This window comes from Leeuwenhoekiella sp. LLG6367-2.1, assembly GCF_045055775.1.
GTDB lineage: Bacteria > Bacteroidota > Bacteroidia > Flavobacteriales > Flavobacteriaceae > Leeuwenhoekiella > Leeuwenhoekiella aequorea.
In genome coordinates this window covers 1880021-1898473 of sequence record NZ_CP159331.1, presented here as the reverse complement: position 1 = coordinate 1898473, position 18453 = coordinate 1880021, and the positions used below count along the sequence as shown (strand labels likewise).

Genomic DNA, 18453 nt, shown 5'->3' with positions numbered 1-18453 from the left:
TTCGTTGATATTAATAATGAAAATGCTCGCTTTCTACTAAGAATGGATTATTCTTTGGTCTCAACGAAACTCTAGACAGACCCAAGCCTACCATTAGAATAAATAATCCTAGGAAAAATAATATTGCAGCGAATTCGGTAATTCCAAAAGACCAGTATGGTCCTACTGTAGATGGCATAACTAGTAAGAAAATATCTATGTAATGACCTACAAGTATAATTGTACCAGCTATAACAACAAACCAAGAAACTCGCTTGAAGTCGCTGTTCATTAAAATTACAATTGGAAATACAAAATTCAATATTAACATTCCGAAAAATATAGGGTTATATTCCTGTATTCTCAATATGAAATAAGTTACTTCTTCAGGTATATTAGCATACCAGATTAGCATAAACTGTCCAAACCATAAGTATGTCCAGAAAATACTAAATCCAAACATAAACTTCGCTAAATCGTGAAGGTGGCTATCGTTTACAAATTCTAACTGACCTATTGCTTTTAATGATACAGTTACAATCGCAATTACTGTTACAGCAGAAACCATTATACCGGCAAGAATATACCAAGCATATAGCGTACTATACCAGTGTGGAGTCATAGACATAAACCAATCCCAAGCCATTGTAGACTCTGTAACTAAGAAGAAAGCTAAAAAGTAAATTGAGAACTTGAATAAGTTTTTATAAGGTCTATCATCCTCAGCAGTATCCATTGCAAGACTATTCTTTCTTGCAAAGAATCTATAAAGATTCCAACCAGCAACATATATTACTGATCTAATTAGCCAGAAAGGAAAATTTAAATACCCTGATTTATCTTGTAAGATTTGATCTTCAGCTACTAATTCGTGATTCTGCCAAGGGTAGAAATGTTCACCTGCAAAAACAACGATTAAAAGTACAATTATAGAACCTGGAAGCAAATAATGAGTAATCCCTTCCATCACTCTAAATAATACCGGAGACCACCCAGCCTGAGCTGCTGTCTGAATAGCATAAAAAACCAAAGCTCCCAGTGCTATCATCATAAAAAAGAATGCGGCAACAAAAGCTGCAGACCACGGCTTACTTTGCATTTGATGCAAGACATGCTCCATATGCTCCTCATCTTCATGAGCATTGTGCCCCATATCTTTATCTTTAGACATAGCCTCTTCTGAGTAACCATGTTCTTGGCGCGCTTCATCTATAAAGTTAGTTTCCTCGTGAGATTCAGAAGATTCAGACTCGTGATGAGCATCATGAGATGCTAAAACAGCACTAGCTTCTTCTACTGTGTGTGGAACAGAAAGAAAGCCATAGACCAAGCCAACTAACCCAAGTACCATACTAATAATGGCGAAAAGTCTTAATTTACTAGAAAATGTATACATAATTTTGAAATATCCTGGCTTTATTTATTCTTCAATATTAGCTTCTTCAGAAGGCTCAGCTGTTGCTTTTTTACCTTCATCTGTTGCTTCCTCTTCAGTTAAAAAAGCTTCATCGTCAGTTGACGCAGAGTCAAAAGCTCGTTTAGGCTTTCCGTCTAATTGATCTTTAAGATCCATTACATAATGGTTAATTAACCATAATTCGCGCTCGGTAGTTTGAGAAGCATATGAACCCATAGTGTTAATTCCGTAATAGGTTACGTGATATACACTTCCTTCAGTGATAGCTCTACCTTGATCATTATATGCGGGAATACCCAAAATCTTTTCGCGTTCAGCTAAAGTTCCTTGACCATCTCCTTTATCTCCGTGACAAATAGCACAGTAAATAGTATATAATTCTTTTCCTGCATTCACATTATCTTCTGTGTATGGCAATGGATTTCTTAAACCTTCTTTAGCAGCTTGATAACCTTCAGTACTATGTTCATACTCATAAGGCATCCAACCACGTGAAACCGATCCTTCAGCAGGAATCATTGCTTCCATCCCATTTGGAAATACCTCATAGTTACCGTAAGCTTCGTAGCTCACCTCCTGGTACATGTTAGGCATATATTGATAATTGCGATAATCCTTATTTTGGCAAGAGCCTAAAATTATTAGCAACATCAAAGAGCCTAATATTTGAATATTATTTCTCATTTGTTAAGCGTGTTCTTCGTTATGAATTAAACTTATTTCAGAAGCTCCTGTATCATATAGAAATTTAGAAAGCTCATCTAGATCGTGATTTGCAGCATCAACTTCAATTAGAAAATGATCATCTGTCGTTCTAACATCTGGATTTTCAGCTTTCCTAAAAGGCCATATTTTACTTCTTAGGTAAAACGTAATAACCATAAGGTGAGCAGCAAAGAAAACCGTTAATTCAAACATAATAGGTACAAAGGCCGGCATATTCTGCAGATAAGAAAAACTAGGTTTACCACCTATATTTCTTGGCCAATCTTCTATCATTATATAATTCATCATCAATGTAGCTACACTAAGACCTACTAAACCGTACAAGAATGAGGTAATAGCTAATCGCGTTGGAGCAAGCCCCATTGCCTTATCTAAACCGTGTACAGGAAAAGGAGTATAAACATCAATGATTCTATACTTTTTAGCACGTAGCTCCTTCACAGCTTTCATGAGAATATCATCATCATTGTAAAGCGCATGTAAAACGTTTGCTGATGCCATATCTTATTGTTTAAGTTTTTGTGCCTGACCCGCCCAATCATCACGCTCTGCTCTTTCTGCAGCTACGATCTCATTTAACAAATCATAATCTGTTGTTGTCATTCTACTCATTTGGTCAAAGGTATAAATACCAAGTTGATGTAGTTTTTGCTCAAGAATTGGACCTATACCTGTGATACGTTTTAAGTCATCTGCAGTTTGCGTTGCAGGATCATAAATACCTATTCTAGATAACATTAAATCCACTTGAGTTCGTTTAGCCTCAGTATCTAATAATACATCTGCATTAACAGTTGTTTGATGATATGTATTATCATTATTAGTAGTAGCTGCAATAGAAGTACGCTCTGCATAAGTAGATGTACGTTTGTCTGCTGCAGTACCAGCTAAATCTTCACCCGACTCTCTAATTCTCTTGTAGCGTTCTCCAGAAGATTTAAGAATACTCTTAACTTCAGCTTGAGCAATTACTGGAAAAGTACGCGCATACAATAAGAACAATACAAAAAAGAAACCTATTGTACCTACAAATACACCTATATCTACAAATGTCGGTGAGAACATTGTCCAAGAAGAAGTTAATCTGTCTTTACTTAAACATAGTACAATAATGTCAAAACGCTCAAACCACATACCTATATTGATAACTAAAGCTACGAAGAATGTCCAAACAATATTTCTTCTCCAAGCTTTCACCCAAAGTGTAAGCGGCACAATTAAGTTACATATAATAAGCGCCCAGAATGCCCACCAGTATGGTCCTGTTGCAGCTCCATAGGATAAGTAAGTATAATTTTCATAAGGTACACCTGAGTACCACCCTATAAAATATTCTGTCAAGTAAGCAACAGTTACGATCCCACCTGTTAACAATATTACTTTGTTCATAAACTCAACGTGAACAATCGTAATATAATTTTCAAGGTTAACAACTTTACGCATTACTAATAGTAATGTCTGTACCATTGCAAACCCTGAGAAAATAGCACCCGCCACAAAATAAGGAGGGAATATGGTACTATGCCATCCTGGAACTACTGAAGTAGCAAAGTCAAAAGATACAATAGTATGTACCGAAAGTACAAGTGGAGTTGCTAATCCTGCAAGAACTAAGGAAACCTCTTCAAATCGTTGCCAGTCTTTAGCACGACCACTCCATCCAAAACTTAATATCCCGTATATTTTTTGCTGAAAAGGACTCTTAGTACGGTCTCTTATCATTGCAAAGTCAGGAAGTAATCCTGTCCACCAGAAAACCAGAGATACCGATAAGTACGTTGATATCGCAAATACGTCCCAAAGTAAAGGTGAATTAAAGTTTACCCATAATGAACCAAACTGGTTAGGAATAGGTAAAACCCAATAAGCTAACCAAGGACGTCCCATGTGAATAATAGGAAATAAACCTGCTTGAACAACAGCAAAAATTGTCATTGCTTCTGCAGATCTGTTGATTGCCATACGCCATTTCTGACGGAATAATAGAAGTACTGCAGAAATAAGTGTTCCCGCGTGACCAATACCTACCCACCAAACAAAGTTAGTGATATCCCAGGCCCAACCTATAGTTTTATTAAGACCCCAAACCCCAATTCCTGTGGTAACCGTATAAACTATACAGCCTAGACCCCACAAAAATGCGATAAGCGCTATAGAAAAAACAATCCACCAAGATTTATTGGCTTTTCCTAATATAGGAGCTCCTACATCTACACTGATGTCGTGGTAAGATTTCTCTCCAAGAATCAAAGGCTCTCTTATGGGTGCTTCGTAGTGTGACGACATATTAATATATTGATATTTATTTTAAAATATTTTAAGCTTCAGCAGTATTCTTAACTTTTACATGATAGAATACATTTGGTTTTACCCCTATATCCTCTAGTAAATAATACTTACGTTTATCATTTTTCAATTCTACGATTTCTGAATCTGGCATATTTACATCACCAAACTTAATAGCACCATTATCGCAGGCATCACTACAAGCAGTTGTAAATTCTCCATCTTTTACTGTTCTACCCTCGCGTTTAGCATCAAGAATAGTTTTTTGAGTCATTTGGATACAGAAAGAACATTTCTCCATAACACCACGTGAACGTACTGTTACATCAGGATTAAGAACCATACGTCCTAAATCATTATTCATATTGTAGTCAAACTCATCATTTTCACTATACAAGAACCAGTTGAAACGACGCACTTTGTAAGGACAGTTATTTGCGCAATAACGTGTACCTACACAACGGTTGTAAGTCATTTGGTTTTGACCTTGTCTACCGTGACCTATTGCAGCAACAGGACATACAGTCTCACAAGGAGCGTGATTACAATGCTGACACATTACAGGCTGAAAAGCAACCTCAGGATTATCATAAGATTGAACCTCTACAACAGCATATGAATCAAATGCAGGTAATTCTTCAAGAGTTTTAGTCTCTTCAACAAAGGTATCTTCAGAAGAATAATAACGGTCAATACGCAACCAGTGCATATCTCTAAAGTTTCTAACCTCTTGCTTTCCTACAACAGGAACGTTATTCTCAACGTGACATGCAATAACACAAGCCCCACATCCAGTACAAGCATTTAAGTCTATAGAAAGATTAAAATGCGGACCTACGGTGTCATCAAACGATTCCCAGATATCTGCATTCTTATCTCTAACTTCAATTTCAGAATGGTTGTAATCAACCTCCCCTACAGGGTTCCAAGCATGAACATCTTTAGTATTGAAAATTTCAAGCGTAGTCTCACGAATTATATCGTCTGCACGACCAGCCATTGTATTTTGCATTTGAACACAAGCAAACTCGTGCCATCCGCTAGTTTTAGTTATCTCAACTTTTTGAGTTGCACTAAAATCTTTATATAAAGAGTAAGCATTAACACCTACTTTCATCTCATCTTGAACAGCAGCAGTTTTACCATAACCCAAAGCTAAACCTACTGAACCAGGCGCTTGACCCGGCTGAATGTACACAGGCACATTCTCTAGTTTAACACCATCTAATGTTATCGTAACATAGCTACCGTTTAACTCACCTTTAGAGGTAATTTCATTTTCAACACCTAACTTATCGGCATCAGTTTTTGACATTGTCAAAAAGTTATCCCAAGAAGTTCGTGTAATAGGATCTGGAAATTCTTGTAACCAAGGATTATTAGCTTGTTGACCATCTCCTAATCCAGTACTTGTATAAAGCGTTAAATCAAAACCACTCCCAGTATTATCTTCCTGAGCAAGTGCAGCTAATGCACTAGCCATAGTAATAGCACCATGTTCAGAATGACTACTCATCTCAGCAGTATATTCATCTGCAGCTTCTGTATTTATACTACCAGAAACAATACCATCATGTAAAGCTTGATTCCAACTTGTAAATGAATTACTCCAATTAGACTTTAAATAATCGTAATAAGTTTGAGTATTTCCTGTCCAAGTCAATAATGAATCCTGAAACTGTCTTGTACTAAATAATGGTCTTATTGTAGGCTGTGTTAAACAGATTTGACCTTTTTTAATTTCGACATCACCCCAAGATTCTAGATAATGCGGAGTAGGAGCTAAATAATTACATAAAAGTCCAGTTTCATCTTCTTTCATATTGAAAGAAACACGAACATCGACTTTCTCTAACCCAGACTTAAACTCAGCTACATTTGGCATACTGTAAACAGGATTAACTCCCATAACCAAAATAGCACCCACAGAGCCTGCATTCATATCGCGCACAAGCTGTTGTACCGCTTTAGAATCACCCTGACGAGTCATTTTAGGATATTCAGTATCCATAACAACACTACCTAAAGACTCATTAATTGAAAATGCCACTAACTGAGCATTTGCATCTTGAACCCCAGTGATAAAAACACCCTTACTCCCAGCATTGCGTAATTGAGTCGCAGCAGCTTTAACCGCTTTGTCAAGCTCTGGAGAAAGACCTGTATTAGAACTACCGCCAGCAACAAGGTTTTGCATCGCCAATACCGCTTTCTTCTGCTCCGAAGGAGTCATTAAAACACGCTTATCAGCATTTGCGCCAGACAAAGTCATATTTGCTTCAAACTGGATATGCCTAGACATTTTCCCATTATGAGGAACTCTACTTTTTGAATAACTCGGTCCAAAACCTCCACCTTGCCAATCTCCTAAGAAATCTGCACCAAATGAAACTATAATCTCTGCTTTAGAGAAATCATAATCAGGCAAAGCACGTGTACCGTATTTGCTTTGGAAAGCATCTAAAGTAGCACTCTCACTTACCGTATCATAAGTAACATGCTTAACATTAGGATAAGCTCCAGAAAATTCAGCTATAAGTTTTGATGTAGACGGACTAGCAAATGTTTGAGTCAACAATACAATACTCTTCCCCCCTAAAGACTTCAACTTAGAACCTAGATTTTCATCCAGTTCTTCCCAAGAAACATCTTTACCATCAATTTTTGGCCCCTGCAATCTTTTAGTATCATACATAGATAATACAGAAGCATGCACGCGAGCATTATTACCCCCTAACGCGGAGGCCATTTTATTATTTTCAATTTTGATAGGTCTTCCTTCACGTGTCTTAACTAAAACACTAGCAAAATCAAAACCATCTGCCATTGTAGACGCATAGTACTCGGCTTTTCCCACAGTAATACGATCTGGAGCAACTACATAAGGAATTGATTTCACAACAGGGCCCTCACACGCGGCTAACGTAGCAGCGGCAGTTGAGAAACCTACATATTTTAAGAAATCACGACGCGTAGTAGAAGAAGCATCTAACGAATTCTTGTCGCCCAGAAACTCATCCATAGGAATCTCCTGCGCAAACTCATTCTGTTTAAGCGCCTCAACAATAGAGCTATTTTCATTTAGCTCCTCAACACTTTTCCAGTATTTCTTGTTTGATGACATAAAATCTATTGTTATTTATTTTGGAACGCGAGATTAAACAACACGTTTACTTTATAATTTAATAATGGCATTTTCCACATTCAAGACCTCCCATTTGAGCTACTGTTAATTGCTCAACACCATACTTCTTAGAAAGCTCTTCGTGAATTTTTTCATAATAAGGATTGCCATCAATCTTCACATTTGTTTCTCTGTGACAGTTAATACACCATCCCATGGTCAAAGGAGCAAATTGATACATAACTTCCATCTCTTCAACTGGACCGTGACATGTTTGACACTGAACACCTGCCACACTTACGTGCTGAGAATGATTGAAATATGCAAAATCTGGTAAATTATGGATTCTCACCCACTCTACCGCTTGAGTTTCTCCTGTATAAGATTGCGTAGCAGGATCCCATCCAGTAGCCTTATAAAGCTTCTGAATCTCTTTGTCGTAAAATTCTTTTGAGTAATCGTCAGTTACAGAAGTAAATTCAGAAGTGTTATCAGCTACCTCAGAAATACTCTTGTGACAGTTCATACACACATTAAGAGAAGGAATACCCGAATGCTTACTTGTTCTTGCTGAAGAGTGACAATACTTACACTCAATTTGGTTTTCACCAGCGTGTATTCTATGCGAATAATGAATTGGTTGAATTGGCTCATAACCCTGATCAACTCCTACCTGCATCATCCACCCGTAAGCAAAATACGCACCACCTAAAAGCAATATAATTACTGAAACCAATACAAGAAATTGATTTTCTACAAATGACTTATAAATTGGCTTTCTCTTTTCCTGCACAGGTAATTCAACTCCTTGAGCAACCGCAAACTTTCTTAATGTATTATTCACCAAGAACAGCACTGCAACTAACATTACAAGAACCACAGCTAATATACCAAGTATAATAGTTGTAGAAACACCTCCACCTCCCTGAGAAGCACCGGCACTACCAGCAGCAGGAGCAACAGCCTCAGGCTTTGGCGTATCTGTATAAGCTAAAATATCATCGATATCTGCATTTGACAGTTGCGGAAATAAGTTCATAGGAGTTTGATTATACTCATTATAAACTTCTAATGCTTCTGGATCACCAGCATCGATAAGCGCGCGGTTATTCTTAATCCACAAATACAACCACTCACGGTCGCGACGCTCAGTTACTTCAAAAAGAGCTGGTCCCGTTGCACGGTTATACAATTTGTGACAAGCCGCACAGTTTGCATTAAATAAAGCTTTCCCGGCAGCCGGATCACCTCCCTGAACTGCTGGCGTAGTTTCCGACTCCGCAGCACCCTCAGCAGGCTGTTCTGCTTCTTGAGCAAATACAAAAGAAGAGAACGAAAGCAATAAAGCTAATGTGATTAAAGAAAATCGAAAAGCTGAATTAAGGTTTTTACCCTGTTTCATAGTATGATAGAATTGTCATCTTAGCGCGGCACCATTATGAGTAAATCCAAGGGTCTCAAGGCTCACAAGAATGCCGACAAATTTGATGGCAAAAGTAAGACTTAGAAGTGGATTTTTGAAGTGTTAGCAAAGCGTTAAAAGGTAATTTATACGAGTTCTAAATAATAAATAACCGAGACTTTGAGTTATAACAATTACTTTTGCTTAAACATTTTTTCTTATGAAAAGAACCTTCTTAAAACCCCTATTATTCTGCTTTTTAGGCGGAATAATTACCTCAAATCTTAATGCTCAAACAGCTACTTCAAATATTATTCAGGATAGTAGAATACCTGAATTACTGTCACTTAAATCAAAAATGACTAATGACGATGAGCTAATAGATAGGTATAAAGTACAACTATATTACGGTACTGTTACAGGAGCAAATAGTGTGCATAGTAAATACAGATCTCGCTTTACCGAGTGGAATCCTAAGATAGTATACGAAAGCCCAAATTATAAAGTCTGGGTAGGAAATTTTAGAAACAGACTAGAAGCAGACCGTGCGTTAATTCAAATTCAGAAATTATTTCCGAATGCGTTTGTTATGAAGCCCGAACGATAAAAACCAAAAAGATCCATAAATAATAAACCCCCTGAAGAATCTTCAGGGGGTTTATTATTTTATATAAGCTTACTTATATTATTTAAGCTTTTTCTTGACAGCTACCTGGTGATAAGATTCAACTATATCGCCCTCACGTATATCATTGTAGTTCTTGATTTGCATACCACAATCATATCCTTTAGCAACCTCGCGTACATCGTCCTTAAAGCGTTTAAGAGAAGCTAATTCCCCTGTATAAACCACCACACCATCACGAATAAGACGCACTCCATTATTTCGGAATATTTTACCTGACGTTACCATACAACCTGCAATTGTACCTATCTTAGAAATCTTGAATGTCTCTCTAATTTCAGCATTACCAGTAATCTCCTCTTTCATAACCGGAGACAACATACCTTCCATTGCATCTTTAAGATCGTTGATCGCATCGTAGATTATTGAATAAGTACGGATATCGATTTCCTCCTTATCAGCAACTTGACGTGCATTACCAGCTGGCCTCACGTTAAATCCTATAATAATTGCATCTGACGCTGATGCTAACAACACATCACTTTCTGTAATTGCACCAACACCCTTATGTATAATGTTTACTACAATCTCATCTGTAGATAACTTAAGGAAACTATCTGTTAATGCTTCTACAGAACCATCAACATCCCCTTTGAGGATTATATTCAATTCTTTAAAGTCACCTAAAGCAATACGTCTTCCGATCTCATCAAGCGTTATATGCTTCTGAGTTCTTACAGATTGTTCACGTTGTAATTGAGTACGTTTCGAAGCAATATCTTTAGCTTCACGCTCATCAACCATAACATTAAACTTATCACCTGCCTGAGGCGCACCATCAAGACCCAATATTGATACTGGCGTAGATGGACCTGCTTCTTTAACTTCTTTACCACGCTCATCTTGCATGGCTTTTATCTTACCACTGTTTGTACCAGCAAGAACGTAATCTCCAATTCTAAGTGTACCACCTTCTACAAGTATGGTAGAAACATACCCTCTACCTTTGTCTAAGAATGCTTCTACTACAGTACCATTTGCTCTCTTATCTGGGTTTGCTTTAAGCTCTAAAATTTCAGCCTCTAATAAAACCTTTTCTAAAAGTTCTGGAACTCCAGCACCTGTTTTAGCAGATATGTCGTGAGATTGAATTTTACCACCCCAATCTTCAACAAGTAAATTCATTTGAGCCAATTGCTCTTTAATTTTCTCTGGATTAGATGTAGGTTTATCAATTTTATTTATCGCAAATACAATAGGCACACCTGCTGCTTGAGCGTGAGAAATCGCCTCTTTAGTTTGTGGCATTACATCATCATCTGCTGCTACAACAATAATAGCAATATCTGTAACCTGAGCACCACGAGCACGCATTGCTGTAAACGCTTCGTGACCCGGTGTATCTAAAAATGCAATTTTTTGACCATCTTTAAGAGTTACACCATACGCACCAATATGCTGCGTAATACCACCACTTTCACCTGCAATAACATTCTCTTCTCGAATATAATCCAATAATGAAGTTTTACCGTGGTCAACGTGACCCATTACGGTTACAATAGGAGCTCTATGCTTTAAGTCTTCCGCTGCATCTTCTTGAATAGCAACAGACTCTTTAATATCTGCGTTAACGAAGTCAACTTCATATCCAAATTCATCAGCTACAATAGATAATGTTTCAGCATCTAGACGCTGATTCATTGTCACCATCATACCTAAAGACATACAAGCAGAAATAACTTTAGTAACCTGTACATCCATCATTGTTGCAACTTCACTTACAGTAACAAATTCTGTAACTTTAAGAACTTTGTTTTCTGCTTCTTGCTGCGCTTGCTCATCCTCGTTTTTCTGACGATGTTGATCTCTTTTATCACGACGGTATTTTGCACCTTTACCTTTACTTGATTTCCCCTGAAGTTTTTCTAAGGTCTCACGTACTTGTTTTTGTACTTCTTCTTCAGTAGGCTCTTCCTTAACTACAGGAGTTGAACCTCTTCTATTACCGCCGGTATTTCTGGTATTTTTACCGCGATTGTTATTCGTGTTAGATCCAGATGGATTAGCTCCAGTAGTTCCCGGTGCTTTACTAATACGCTTGCGTTTACGCTTCTTATCATCATTAGCAACCGGCTTTTTCTTTTTCTCAGGTTTTTTAAACTGAGATAAGTCGATTTTTTGACCTGTAAAATTCGGGCCATCTAATTTCTTATAATCCGTTTTTAAAACGTCATCACCTAATTTAGGCTCTTCCTTTTTAGGTTCGGCTTTTTGATCTTGAGGTTTTACAACTTCCCTTTTAGGCGCCTCTTTCTTAACCTCTACAGGTGCTGCTTTTGGAGCTTCAACAACTTTAGGCTCTTCTTTAGCAACTTCCTCAACTTTAGGTTTAGGAGTTTCTTCGACAGCCTCTGGTGTTTTTTTAACCTCCTCAACCACTTTTTCTGGAACAGCTTCAGGTTTAGGAGCAGCAACCTCCTCAACAGGAGCCTCTGGTTTCTCTTCAGCCTTAACTGGCTCTGAACTTTCTTTAGGTTTACTAGGCTTGTCTAGATCGATTTTACCTACTTGCTTAGGCCCCTGAAGACTAGATTTTGCACGTATTACCTCAGACTGAGTTTCTCTAGTCTGGCGTTTTTCTTCGATTTCTTCTTCACGAGCTAAACGCAACGCCTCCTTCTCTTTTTGCTTCTCTTGAGCTACCTCTTTTGACGCTACTTTTTTATTGGCATCTGTCTGAAATTGATCAGAGAGAACCTCGTAGATTTCGGCAGAGATTTTTGTGGTAGGACGCGCTTCAATTTCGTGACCTTTTTCCTTTAGGAAATCTACTGCACGATCAAGTGAAATATTAAGTTCACGTAATACCTTATTTAACCTCATGTTTCTTACTTCTGCCATAAAATGCTATAATTCGCTATAAAATTAACCTAAAAAACCTGTACACTCCTAGTTATTGTTCAAACTCTTCACGAAGAATACGCATCACATCTAATACGGTTTCTTCCTCAAGGTCTGTTCTGCGTACAAGATCTTCTACGTCTTGTTCTAAAATACTTTTTGCGGTATCTAAACCTATTTTTGAAAACTCAGCTATTACCCAAGCTTCAACTTCATCAGAGAATTCAGAAAGCTCAACATCCTCTTCCACTCCTTCTCTGTACACATCAATTTCATATCCGGTTAGCTGTCCTGCTAAACGTATATTATGACCACCTCTACCTATTGCTTTTGAAACCTCTTCAGGCTTAAGCATAACTTCGGCAGTTTTATTTTCTTCATTTATCTTAATCGACGTAATCTTAGCCGGACTCAAAGCTCTCGTTATAAAGAGCTGCAAGTTTGCTGTATAATTAATTACATCTATATTCTCATTACCTAACTCACGAACTATACCATGAATACGAGAACCCTTCATTCCCACACAAGCTCCTACTGGATCAATACGATCATCGTAAGAATCTACAGCAACTTTAGCTTTCTCGCCTGGTATTCTCACAACTTTCTTAACAGTAATTAAACCATCAAAAACCTCTGGAATTTCAGATTCAAAAAGCTTCTCTAAAAATAATGGAGAGGTACGAGACATAATTATTGAAGGCTTATTACCCTTTAACTCAACGCTCTCGATTATACCTCTTACACTTTCTCCTTTTCGGAAAAAATCTGAAGGAATTTGCTTCTCTTTAGGCATGATAATCTCATTACCCTCATCATCTAATAATATAATAGCACGATGTCTTATATGATGCACTTCTGCATTATAAAGCTCACCTTCTAAATCTTTAAATTGCTTGTATATATTAGTATTATCGTGCTCGTGGATTTTACTAATCAAATTCTGACGTAATGCTAAAATAGATCTACGTCCTAAATCAATTAATTTAACTTCTTGAGAAACATCTTCACCCACTTCAAAGTCAGGTTCAATTTTATGAGCTTCACTTAAACTAATTTCTGAATTCTCATCTTCTACTTCACCGTCAGCTACAACAACACGATTACGCCAAATCTCTAAATCCCCTTTATCAGGATTAATAATTATATCAAAATTATCATCACTTCCAAAACGCTTTTTCAACGTACTTCTAAAAACCTCTTCGAGTATTGCCATAAGCATTACTCTATCAATTAGTTTATCATCCTTAAACTCTGAAAACGATTCGATTAACGCAATATTTTCCATGCTATGTACTTAAAATTTTATCTTAACTTTTGCTTGCTCTATGCTGTCAAAAGAAAACACTTCTTCTTTATCTACAGTCACCTTGCCCTTTCCTACTTCTTTCGCAACACGCTCTTTCCAAGATAATGTCACACCCTGATCATCTACTTCAGTAAGAAAACCTGTTACTTTAGAGCCATCCTGAAGCTTAACTTCAAGATCTCTGCCTATATTCTTTTTGTATTGTCTTTTATTGATTAATGGTTCTGTAGCACCAGATGACATAACCTCTAAAGAAAAATCTTCTTCTTCTCGGTCTAGATTATGCTCCACCTTACGACTTACATTAATGCAATCTTGTACAGTCACACCTTCGTCACCGTCTATAACAACAGTGATTTCGTTATTTCCCTTAAATATAAGGTCAACTAAAAATAGTGACTTGTACTCCTCAAACGCCTCTTCTAAAAGAGTTTTTACTTTTTCCTTCAACATGATCCTATAAAAAGAGGGGACTTTAAATGTCCCCTCGTTTAATTTTTTTCTTAATTAACGCTGCAAATATAGTAATAATTTTGAAGTTTAAAAAACCCAAAGCTATCCTATTCTAAACGTGGAAGCTAAAAAACATTTTGACAGACTTACCGCTACTAAAATAACCTTCTTAATATTTAAAATTAACCTAAAGAATATTTAGTTAATTCTTTTCTAAATAACATTTCATTAAAAGTTAAGAACTAGAAACAAGATTAAATTAGATCAAATTCAAAAATAATCGGTATGAAAACTTCTACTCAAGACATCTTAGGCAATCTGTTTCAGATTATAGATCAAAACTGCTCTGAAAATTACACCTCCAAAAATTCTGAACGTATTCAAATTGCAATCTTGAAGAAATTCTTTAAAGCTTCCGAAGTTATTTTAGAACATAAAGGAGCGAATACGCGCATTCATTTAAAATCTATTTTTCCAGAATCTCCTAATTCTGAAAGCATAATAGAAATAGAATCATCTCAACTTAAATCTTTCTTGTGCGATTGCATTGCCAAAGACACTAAAGGCATTTCATTTTATACTAATATGCTCTATTACATAACCGCAAATCAGCAAGCATAAGACAATCTAAATGACTTAAATAAAAAAATCCGAATCAAAATGATTCGGATTTTTTTGTTGGCCTACTAGGGCTCGAACCTAGACTCTTCTGGACCAAAACCAGACGTGTTGCCAGTTACACCATAGGCCATTGACCTTTTCTTATTAAAAGAAAACATTCACCTGACTTGCGAATGCGGCTGCAAATTTAAAACAAAGTTTTTGTTCAGCAAATCTTTTTTTGAGAAAAATTTCAAAAGAAAAAATATTTTGTTTCCACACGTCGTTTTATATAAAACAGAATTCATTACCGTATTAATTCTTAAATTCGCTGCTTGCTAAATTTGCCTTATGACAAACTTCAATTTCCCGAAGTACAATAAAATAGTTGGTTGCTGTGCATTTACCATTGCATTAATCACTTACAGTTTAACTGTAGAGCCTACAGCCAGTTTCTGGGATGCCGGTGAATATATTTCTACCTCCTCAAAGTTAGAAATTGGTCACCCGCCAGGAGCTCCATTGTATCAAATGCTAGGCGCATTTTTCTCAATTTTTGCTCCAGATGCCACCTATGTTGCTTTATGTGTGAATTTTATGTCGTGTTTAGCATCTGCTTTCACGATCCTATTTATGTGCTGGTCAATCTCTTTGTTGTTGCGCAAGTTGCTTAAACGCAATAAAGAAGTTTTATCGAGTACAGATCAACTCGCTGTTTTAGCAGCTTCTTTTATAGGTTCAACTGCTTTTGCATTCACAGACAGTTTTTGGTTTAATGCAGTAGAAGCAGAAGTATATGCGATGGCTATGTTTATGCTATCGGTTTTATTTTATGTTGCTCTTTTATGGGAGCGTGATATGTTTAAACCTCGAGGCAATAGATGGTTAATGCTTATTTGCTTTATCGTAGGACTTTCCTTTGGTGTTCACTTTATGGCGCTATTGACTATTCCTGCAATCGGCTTTCTATATTTCTTTAAAAATTACAAAACAATTACGATCAAGAATTTTATTGTAGCTAATGTAATTGTAGTTGCTGTCTTGATGTTTATTTTCAAATTCCTATTACCTTATACGTTAAGCTTTTTTGGCTACGCCGAAGTATTCTTTGTCAATTCGTTCGGACTTCCATTTAATAGCGGAACTATAATAGCCGGCATAGTATTTATAGGTATCTTTTATTTCTTACTGAAATTCACTAGAAAAAAATCTTATTACCAACTCAATACGTTAATCCTTTCAATCCTATTTATTTTTATAGGCTTTTCTAGTTGGTTAATGCTCCCTATACGTGCAAATGCAGGGACCACCATTAATGAAAACAATCCTAATAATGCACGTGAGTTATTAGCTTATTATAACCGTGAGCAGTATCCAGAAACTCATTTATTTTATGGGCCGCAGTTTACAGAAATTTATGGAGGTCTTGATGCTCAAAACCCATATATAGATGGCAAGCCTAATTATGAAAAGGATGAAAAGAGCGGTAAATATATTATTATAAACGAGTGGGAAAACGCTGTACAAAATTCTGAAGATCGGCATAAGGTTTTCTTACCTCGTATGTGGAGTACAGATCATATTGCAAATTATATGCAATTTACCGGTCCGTTACAATTTCAAGTCAAGCCAGAATATGCAGACAATCAAGAATTGCAGCAAGCAGTTGCAAAATTTAAATCTGATTACGCGCAAGGCCGTATAGATAATGAAGGGTTTCAGTCTTTCTTAATGCGTATTAGGCAATATATTGATGTTGATCCTCCGTCATTTTCAGATAACTTAGCGTACCTATTTGATTTTCAATTTGGCTATATGTATTGGCGTTATTTTATGTGGAATTTCACAGGACGCCAGGATGATATTCAAGGGAATTATGACGATATCCATGGAAACTGGTTAAGTGGAATTTCTTTTATAGACGAAGCTAGATTAGGACCTCAGGATAATTTGCCAAGCGACGTTCTCAACAACAAAGGAAGAAATATGTATTTCTTCTTACCACTCATACTCGGTTTATTAGGACTTGTATTTCAAGCAAGCAAAGACAAGAAAAGTTTTTGGGTACTTCTTGTCCTCTTTCTATTTACCGGTATTGCACTTAAAATATATCTAAACGAGCGTGCTTTTGAACCTCGAGAACGAGATTACGCACTTGTGGGCTCTTTTTATGTTTTTGCAATGTGGATAGGTTTTGGAGTATATGCATTGTATGATATGCTAAAAGATAAAGTATCTTCTAAAATTGTACTGCCTGCAGTCACCGTAGTCTGCCTTCTTGCTGCACCTGTAATTCTGGCTTCTCAGAATTGGGATGATCATGATAGATCTAATCGCAAAACAGCACTTGCAATGGCAAAAATGTATTTAGACAGTTGCGATGAAAATGCCATTTTATTTACCATAGGTGATAATGATACTTTCGCATTGTGGTACGCGCAAGAAATTGAAGGTTACCGTAGGGATGTACGTATTGTAAATACCAGTCTCTTCCAAACATCTTGGTATATAGATGATATGAAACGTAAGGCTTACGAAAGTGACCCTATCCCCTCTCAGCTTACGCACGATAAATATGTCGCAGGCAATAGAGATGCTATCTGGTATAATGATCTAAAACCTAATGACACACTTGATATCAAAACTTGGATGAACTGGATTGCAAGTGATGATATTAGAACCATGGAAGAATTACAAAGTGGTACTATGGTACATACCTACCCTACAAAACTTATACGTATACCTGTAGATAAAAATACGGTGTTAAGCAAAGGGATTGTACCTCAAAAAGATTCAGATCTAATAGTTCCAAGTATAGTAGTCAATATTAAAGAAGATGTTCTTTATAAAAACCGACTCCTTATGCTGGATGTGATTGCAAACAATAATTGGGAACGCCCTATTTACTTTACAGGCGGAAGCTTTGGAGATGACGACTATTTATGGATGAAAGATTACCTTCAACTAGACGGCGTATGTTATAAACTAGTACCTATACGCACATCTATAGATCCACAATCTCCCTATGATATGGGGCGAATAGATTCAGATAAGTTCTACAATATCGCAATGAACTGGTATTGGGGTAATAGTGGAGATCCAGATGTTTATCACGATACTGAAACACGTCGTAATGGAATCACGTACCGAGGCAATCTGGCACGTCTTACTGAAACCTTAATCAATGAAAAGCAATTTGGTAAAGCTAAAGACGTACTTGATCTTGCAATGGAGAAAATGCCAGTTGATACATTTGAATACTACACACTTCTTGAACCCTATATAAGTGGTTATTATCAAGTAGGAGAGCAAGCAAAAGCACGCAAATTATGGGGTGAGGTTGCTAAGAAATATCAAGAGAAATTAAATTATTGGAGTACAGTAGATCTTAACAGACAGTATAAATACGCGCAAGATATTATTACAGATATTGAACGCTACCGAAGCTTAGTAGATTTATTAATTCGTAATCAGGATCAAGAAATCTTACCTGAAAAAGCTAAAGAATTTAATTCGTACTTGCGTAAATTCAGTCAGTTTTACGGGGAAGATGAGACTGCTCCAGAAACATCTAAGCCTACTGAGCAGATAAGAGACTCATCAATTGCTATTCCCAGAGATACAACTAGATAAG

Annotated in this window: 12 protein-coding genes and 1 tRNA gene; 3 read left to right on the top strand and 10 right to left on the bottom strand. The window is 36.7% G+C overall.

What is annotated here, in order from left to right; all coding sequences use genetic code 11:
• Positions 1 to 10 precede the first annotated feature (10 nt).
• Genes ABVM53_RS08625 through ABVM53_RS08600 form a run of 6 tightly spaced genes read right to left on the bottom strand, consistent with a single transcriptional unit; the run spans position 11 to position 8934 of the window.
• Positions 11 to 1375 (bottom strand): quinol:cytochrome C oxidoreductase, encoded by a 1365-nt coding sequence (locus ABVM53_RS08625; protein ID WP_371455150.1) that lies wholly within the window; start codon positions 1373 to 1375, stop codon positions 11 to 13.
• Between the two features lie 24 nt (positions 1376 to 1399).
• Positions 1400 to 2080 (bottom strand): cytochrome c, encoded by a 681-nt coding sequence (locus tag ABVM53_RS08620; protein ID WP_371455151.1) that lies wholly within the window; start codon positions 2078 to 2080, stop codon positions 1400 to 1402.
• Positions 2081 to 2083: 3 nt separating this feature from the next.
• Positions 2084 to 2623, bottom strand: a complete 540-nt coding sequence (locus ABVM53_RS08615) for a DUF3341 domain-containing protein (protein ID WP_128756381.1) — start codon at positions 2621 to 2623, stop codon at positions 2084 to 2086.
• A 3-nt stretch (positions 2624 to 2626) separates the two neighbouring features.
• Positions 2627 to 4408, bottom strand: coding sequence for an NrfD/PsrC family molybdoenzyme membrane anchor subunit (gene nrfD, locus ABVM53_RS08610; protein ID WP_371455152.1), 1782 nt, complete (start codon positions 4406 to 4408; stop codon positions 2627 to 2629).
• A 31-nt stretch (positions 4409 to 4439) separates the two neighbouring features.
• Entirely contained in the window at positions 4440 to 7532 is a 3093-nt protein-coding gene (locus ABVM53_RS08605) for a TAT-variant-translocated molybdopterin oxidoreductase (RefSeq protein ID WP_405325134.1), read from the bottom strand.
• 58 nt (positions 7533 to 7590) lie between these two features.
• Complete coding sequence (locus ABVM53_RS08600; protein ID WP_405325132.1) at positions 7591 to 8934, bottom strand: c-type cytochrome; 1344 nt, start codon at positions 8932 to 8934, stop codon at positions 7591 to 7593.
• Positions 8935 to 9154: 220 nt separating this feature from the next.
• Between ABVM53_RS08600 and ABVM53_RS08595 the strand changes: the two genes are divergently transcribed.
• A complete protein-coding gene (locus ABVM53_RS08595; RefSeq protein ID WP_405325129.1) occupies positions 9155 to 9541 on the top strand; it encodes an SPOR domain-containing protein in 387 nt (128 codons plus the stop codon).
• Positions 9542 to 9619: 78 nt separating this feature from the next.
• Here the strand turns inward: ABVM53_RS08595 and infB are convergent, their stop codons facing one another.
• Genes infB through rimP form a run of 3 tightly spaced genes read right to left on the bottom strand, consistent with a single transcriptional unit; the run spans position 9620 to position 14219 of the window.
• On the bottom strand, positions 9620 to 12460 hold the full coding sequence (gene infB, locus ABVM53_RS08590) for a translation initiation factor IF-2 (RefSeq protein ID WP_405325126.1): 2841 nt from the start codon (positions 12458 to 12460) through the stop codon (positions 9620 to 9622).
• Positions 12461 to 12512: 52 nt separating this feature from the next.
• Positions 12513 to 13745: a transcription termination factor NusA gene (nusA, locus tag ABVM53_RS08585; protein ID WP_128756375.1), complete on the bottom strand. Its 1233-nt coding sequence runs from the start codon at positions 13743 to 13745 to the stop codon at positions 12513 to 12515.
• Between the two features lie 9 nt (positions 13746 to 13754).
• The gene (gene rimP, locus ABVM53_RS08580) at positions 13755 to 14219 is read right to left on the bottom strand and encodes a ribosome assembly cofactor RimP (RefSeq protein ID WP_405325122.1); all 465 of its coding nucleotides are present in this window, start codon (positions 14217 to 14219) and stop codon (positions 13755 to 13757) included.
• 285 nt (positions 14220 to 14504) lie between these two features.
• Between rimP and ABVM53_RS08575 the strand changes: the two genes are divergently transcribed.
• Entirely contained in the window at positions 14505 to 14840 is a 336-nt protein-coding gene (locus tag ABVM53_RS08575; protein WP_371455158.1) for a hypothetical protein, read from the top strand.
• A 57-nt stretch (positions 14841 to 14897) separates the two neighbouring features.
• Here the strand turns inward: ABVM53_RS08575 and ABVM53_RS08570 are convergent.
• Positions 14898 to 14970, bottom strand: a tRNA-Gln gene (locus ABVM53_RS08570).
• A gap of 200 nt (positions 14971 to 15170) precedes the next feature.
• Between ABVM53_RS08570 and ABVM53_RS08565 the strand changes: the two genes are divergently transcribed.
• Positions 15171 to 18452 (top strand): DUF2723 domain-containing protein, encoded by a 3282-nt coding sequence (locus tag ABVM53_RS08565; RefSeq protein ID WP_405325119.1) that lies wholly within the window; start codon positions 15171 to 15173, stop codon positions 18450 to 18452.
• Position 18453 lies beyond the last annotated feature (1 nt).